The sequence below is a fragment of the Streptomyces sp. NPDC104581 genome (assembly GCF_055583685.1).
This window is the reverse complement of record NZ_JBVJNN010000065.1, coordinates 21,755-27,754: the sequence shown is the minus strand read 5'-3', so window position 1 is coordinate 27,754 and position 6,000 is coordinate 21,755. Positions and strand designations below refer to the sequence as shown.

General features: G+C 72.0%; 3 protein-coding genes. 1 reads left to right on the top strand and 2 read right to left on the bottom strand.

Annotation, left to right across the window (positions count from 1 at the left end; translation table 11 throughout):
• Positions 1 to 3,935: SDR family NAD(P)-dependent oxidoreductase (locus ACZ61E_RS31165; protein ID WP_469703626.1), on the top strand; the 3,935-nt coding region annotated here is incomplete at its 5' end.
• A gap of 162 nt (positions 3,936 to 4,097) precedes the next feature.
• On the opposite strand, the gene ACZ61E_RS31160 is transcribed toward ACZ61E_RS31165, so the two are convergent.
• Both ACZ61E_RS31160 and ACZ61E_RS31155 read right to left on the bottom strand, forming a co-directional pair.
• Positions 4,098 to 4,718, bottom strand: coding sequence for an allene oxide cyclase barrel-like domain-containing protein (locus ACZ61E_RS31160; RefSeq protein ID WP_469703624.1), 621 nt, complete (start codon positions 4,716 to 4,718; stop codon positions 4,098 to 4,100).
• A gap of 131 nt (positions 4,719 to 4,849) precedes the next feature.
• Positions 4,850 to 5,902 (bottom strand): 3-oxoacyl-ACP synthase III family protein, encoded by a 1,053-nt coding sequence (locus ACZ61E_RS31155; RefSeq protein ID WP_469703622.1) that lies wholly within the window; start codon positions 5,900 to 5,902, stop codon positions 4,850 to 4,852.
• Positions 5,903 to 6,000 lie beyond the last annotated feature (98 nt).

Sequence of the window (6,000 nt, the reverse complement as noted above, 5' to 3'; positions counted from 1 at the left end):
ACACCCACAACACACCCACCACCTGGCCCACCCCCACCACCCAACCCACCACCCTCCCCACCTACGCCTTCCAACACCACCACTACTGGCTCAACACCCCCACCAGCACCAGCAGCGACCCCACCACCCTCGGACTCCAGCACACCAACCACCCACTCCTCGGCGCAGCGATAGACGCGGCCACCGAGGACCGGACGACCACCTTCACCGGCACGCTCTCGCTCCGCACCCACCCCTGGCTCGCCGACCACACCGTCACCGGCACCACCCTCGTACCCGCCGCGCTCTTCCTGGAGCTGGCTTTCCGGGCCGGTGACGAGGTCGGATGCGATTCCGTCGAGGAGCTGATGCTCAAGGCGCCGCTGGTGCTGCACGGAACGGAGATGGTGCGCCTCCAGGTGGTCGTGGAGAAGGCGGACGACGCCGGGCGCTGCTCGCTGACCGTGTTCTCCAGGTCCAAGGACGCCGACGAGTGGACCCGGCACGCCGAGGGTGTGCTCGGGACGGGGTCGGACGCCGTGACCGGAGGCGGGTTCGAGTGGCCGCCGGCCGGTGGCCAGGACGTCGAGCGGGTCACGGCCGAGGAGTTCTACGCCGATCTGGCCGTCCGGGGCTACGAGTACGGGGATGCCTTCCGCGGGGTGCGTGAGTTGTGGCGCGAGGGCGAGGTGATCAGCGCCGAGGCCGTGCTGCCCGAGTCCGTCCGTGCGGACGCCGAGCGGTTCGGTATGCATCCGGCGCTGCTGGACGCCGTTCTGCACTCGGCGCTCGGAGGCGCCGACGGCGGCGTCCTGGTGCCGTTCGTGCTCTCGGGTGTGACCCTCGGCCGGAGCGGGGCGTCGGCCGTGCGCGTACGGGTGACGCCGGCCGGTGAGGACGCGGTACGCGTCGAGGTGACGGACCCGGCGGGGCAGTTGGTACTCACCGTGGCTTCGCTGGTCCTGCGGCCCGCCATGGGGCTGGAGGCCGCGCGGGCCGCCGCGACGCCGGATCTTCCGTACACCGTGGAGTGGACCCCCGGCCGTCTCGCCACCACCGCCACCACGGCTGCCACCGCCTTCGGCGAGTCAACTCCCCTGTGCGCGGTGCTCGGTGACGACTCCTGGGGCCTGACGGCCGCGCTGGAAGGCGCGGGTGTCCCGGTGGTGGCCGCCTCCGGCACCGGCGACGGTCCGGAGTTCGTCCTGCTCCCGGTCGGAACCCCGGTCGGGGCTCAGGCGGACGGTACGGCCGGCGGTACGGCGGACGGGGTCCCCGCCGCCGTACGGAAGACGACGGGGAAGGTGCTCGCTGAGCTTCAGCGCTGGCTCTCCGCCGAGCAGGAGCGGGACCGGACCCCCGACGCCCGGCTGGTGGTCGTCACACACGATGCCGTCACCACCGGCACCGGCGACGAGTCCGTGGATCTGTCCGCCGCCGCGGTGTGGGGCCTGGTCCGCAGCGCGGTCACGGAGAACCCCGACCGCTTCCTGCTCGTCGACCTCGACAGCCACGAGGACTCCCTCTCCGCTCTCGTCCCGGCGCTGCGCGCCGCCGTATGCCACGGTGAGCCGCAGTTCGCCGTCCGTAAGGGCTCCGCGCTGGTGCCCAGGCTCGCCCGTCCGACCGGGCCCGGTTCCGCTCTCGTACCGCCGGCGCACAACGGCTGGCGACTGGAGACGACCAGTCCGGGCACGCTGGAGCAGCTCGCCTTCATCCCCACCTCCCATGCCGACGAGCCACTGGCCGCCGGTGAGATCCGGGTCGCGATCCGCGCCGCCGGAATGAACTTCCGGGACGTGCTGATCTCACTCGGCATGTACCCGGGTGCGGCGATCATGGGCAGCGAAGGCGCGGGAGTGGTTCTTGAGGTCGGCCCGGAGGTCACGGACCTCGGCGTGGGCGACCAGGTGATGGGGCTCTTCCTGGGCGGCGCCTTCGGCCCGGTGTCGGTGACGGACCGGCGGACGGTGGTCCGGATGCCGTCCGGCTGGTCGTACGAGCAAGCCGCGGCGATTCCTGTCGTCTTCCTGACCGCCTACTTCGGTCTGGTGGACCTGGCAGGCGTACGGCGCGGAGAGAGGCTGCTCGTCCACGCGGCGACGGGCGGCGTCGGCATGGCGGCGATCCAGCTCGCCCGCCACTGGGGGCTGGAGGTCTTCGGGACGGCGAGCCCGGCCAAGCAGGATCTGCTGCGGTCCCTGGGCGTGGACGCCGGACACGCGGCGTCCTCCCGGGACCTGGACTTCGCGGAGCTGTTCCGGGAGACGACGGGCGGCAAGGGCGTGGATGTCGTACTGAACTCCCTGGCACGGGAGTTCACCGACGCCTCACTCGACCTGCTGACACCCGGCGGCCGGTTCCTGGAGATGGGCAAGACCGACATCCGGCAGGCCGGTGAACTCGCCGAGCGGTGGCCGGGGATCCGCTACGACGCCTACGACCTGCGTGAGGTCGACCCCGACCGGATCGCGGAGATGCTCGCCGATCTGCGTGAGCTGTTCGAGAGCTGCGCCCTGACTCCTCTGCCCGTCCAGCCGTGGGACGTGCGCGAGGCCCCCGAGGCGTTCCGCTTCATGAGCCAGGCGCGGCACACCGGCAAGATGGTGCTGACCGTGCCGCGCACGCTCGACCCGGACGGGACGGTACTGATCACCGGCGGTGTCGGCGTACTGGGCGGGTTGCTCGCCCGGCACCTGATCACCACTCACGGGGTACGGCACCTGCTGCTGACGAGCCGCCGGGGACCCGCGGCCGACGGCGCCGACGAGCTGCGCGCGGAACTGACCGCGCTGGGCGCCGAGGTGACGGTCGCGGCCTGTGACGCGGCGGACCGCGGGGCACTGGCGGAGCTGCTGGCCGCCGTCCCGTCCGACCGGCCGCTCACGGCCGTCGTGCACGCGGCGGGCATCGTGGACGACGCGCTGCTCGGCGCGCTGGACACCGGCCGGCTGGACCGTGTCCTGCGGCCCAAGGTCGACGCGGCGCTGAATCTGCACGAGTTGACGCGGGACGCCGACCTGGCCGCCTTCGTCCTGTTCTCCTCGGCCGCGGGTGTCTTCGGCACCCCCGGGCAGGCGAACTACGCCGCCGCCAACGCCTTCCTCGACGCGCTCGCCGCCCGACGCGGGGCCGAGGGGCTGCCCGCCACTTCGCTGGCCTGGGGCTACTGGGCGCAGACCAGCGGTATGACCGCCCACATGGGGCAGGCCGACATCGCGCGGCTGTCCCGGCAGGGCATCGCGCCGCTGGCCGCCGACGCGGGGCTGGCGATGTTCGACGCCGCCCTGCGCACCCCCTACGCCCAGCTCGTCCCCGTCTCGCTCGACCTTCCGGCGCTGCGCGGCCAGGCGGAGAGCGGTGAACTCCCCGCGCTGCTGAGCGGGTTGGTCCGGGTCGCGGTGCGCAGGGCCGCCGCGGCGGGTGAGACGGCGCGCGGTGACGGCCAGTCGCTCGCCGAGCGGCTGACGCCCCTGCCCGAGGCCCGGCGCCTGGAGGAACTGCTCGCCGTGGTGCGCGGCAACACCGCCGTCGTACTCGGTCACGGGTCGGCGGACGGGCTGGAGGCCGACCGGACGTTCAAGGAGTTCGGCTTCGACTCGCTGACCGCGGTGGAGCTGCGCAACCGTCTGAACGCGGCCACCGGGCTGCGGCTGGCGGCCACCTTGATCTTCGACTACCCCACGCCCCAGGCGCTCGCCGCGCATCTGCGCGAGGAGCTGGGACTCGAAGGGGCCGGGACCGAGCCGTCGTCCGTCCTGGACGAACTGAAGCGGCTGGAGGCCGCCTTGGCCGTACGGCCGGACGCCGGGACCCGCGCCGAGGTGGAGACGCGGCTGCGGACACTGCTGCGGCGGCTGGACGAGGCCGATTCCTCGGAGCGCGAGTCGGGTCTGGACGACGCGACCGACGACGAGATGTTCGCCCTGATCGAGCAGGAACTCGGCCTGGAGTGAGCGCGCGGTGTGCCGCCCGCCCGCACCGCGTGCGTGCGGCACACCGGTACCGGTACCAGCACCGGCGCCGGAGCGCCGTCGCGAGAGCGGGTCCCGAAACGCCGGAGCCGCCGGGGATCACTCCCCGGCGGCTCCGGTGTTTCCCGTACCGTACGCCCGGTGTCAGCGGCGCAGCTCGTACCGCGACTCGGCGGCCGTCATCGAGTTGATGACCCAGGACAGGGTGCCGCTCATGCCGGCCCAGGGGCCGTCCCAGCAGGCGACCTGGATGGTGGTGCGGCCCCCGGCGAGCTGGGCCTCCATCTCGGTGTAGCCGAAGGCGAACAGCTTGTTGCCCTGCACGGTGGACGTGACGAGCGAGACCGTGAAGTGGTGCCCCGTCTCCGGGTCCTTGCGGATGATCCGCAGCCGCCCGGTGTCCGCGCCGATCTCCTCGCGGTCGGAGTTGTAGATCTTCTCCGTCACCAGGACGAGGTCCCCGACGCTCGGCCCCTCGGGGCTCAGCGGCGTGTACTCGCGGTCGGCGACCTCCTGGATCACCTTCTCCAGCAGCACGAGTTCGCCGCGCTCGTCAGGAGCGTCCGGGGCCGAGATCTCCGCGAGCGGACGGGGCACGGCCGCCGCGACCGCCCGCGCGGTGGAGCGGGCCAGCACGGCGAGATCGGGCAGCCGGGTGTCGCCCGCCGAGTACTCGGCGTCGATGATCTCGCGCCACGAGCCGACGAGCGCGTCGATGACGGGGTTGGAGGTCAGCGGGATCGTCGGGTCGATGGAAGTGGTCATGCGGGACGTTTCCTTCTGTCGGGCGGACGTACTCCTGGCAGGCTGCGCGGAGACGGAACGGGAGACCGGTGGGGAGAGGCGGGACCGGTAGGCGGGGACGAGACCGGCGGACGCGGCTTCAGGCTGTGGCTTCAGGCGGTGGCCGGCTGCTCCAGCGCGTACCCGGATCTGATCCACTTGCTGGCCTCGATGCTGATGCCCACCGCGCGGTCACCCGGGCGCAGTCGGGGCAGCAGCAGTTCGAGCTGGAAGTACGGGATCGCGTTGCCGGTGTTGCCGATCTCCGTCACCCGGCTGATGGGTTCGGTGCCGGGCAGGGCGAGATGGGAGAGCGTACGGTCCGTCATCCGCGCCGACAGTTGCGGGGGCAGGATGTACCGCACCTGCTCGGCATCCCAACTCAACTCGTGCAGAAGGTGCTTGAGGGCATCGGCCGCCATCGGCGCCGCCGTGGTCTCGATCGCCTTGAAGTCCTCCGACGCCGGTACGCCGTCCTCGCCGGAGACCGCACGGCCGAACCAGTAGACGGTCTGCCCCGGTGCCCGGCCCGCGCCGACCAGCCGTGAGTGCACGTGCCTGAGGACCGGACGGCCCTCGGCGGGCGCCGTACCGAGCACGGCCGCGCCGACCCCGTCCCCGAAGATCAGCCCGTTGACCTGCACCTCCAGCGGTACGCTCGCCGCGTCGACGTCCGGGCTGGTGTGTTTGGCGCTGGTGTCACCGCCGATGACGAGCGCCGTGCGGTGAACCCCGCCCCTCAGCAGGTCCTGGGTCACCTCCAGGGCCTGGACGGCGCCGGTGCAACCGGACTGGAGCTGGTAGACCGGCACCCCGGCGATACCGATGCGGCCGGCGATCCTGCTGACGGTGGAGGGGGCCAGATGATCCGGCGTCGCCGTACTCATGACCACGACGTCGATGTCACCCGCCGCCACCCCGGCGTCCGCCAGCGCGCCGCGCGCGGCGATCTCCCCGAGATCCGTGAGGGTGTGACTGGTCTTGCCCGTGGCGAGATCGACCGCCAGGTGCCGGCTGCGCGTCCCGATGAACTCGTCCACCCACTGCCGCCACACCGTCGGCATTCCGTAGTGCGCGGCGATGTCCTCGTTGGTGACCGGGGGACCCGGCAGCGCCGTGCCCACCCCGTGGACGAACACCTGGGCATCGTTGAGTGGGACACCCATTGCGAAGACCTCCCGGCTGACGTACCGCGGAAAAACAGAAAGAAAAGGGACGCCGAATACAGAACGCGCCGAGTATCATGCTGATCAGTTCCGCTAAA

Coding starts and splice junctions, on each gene's coding strand:
- ACZ61E_RS31160 (WP_469703624.1), bottom strand. CDS start 4,718: ATGACCACTTCCATCGACCCGACGATCCCGCTGACCTCCAACCCCGTC.
- ACZ61E_RS31155 (WP_469703622.1), bottom strand. CDS start 5,902: ATGGGTGTCCCACTCAACGATGCCCAGGTGTTCGTCCACGGGGTGGGC.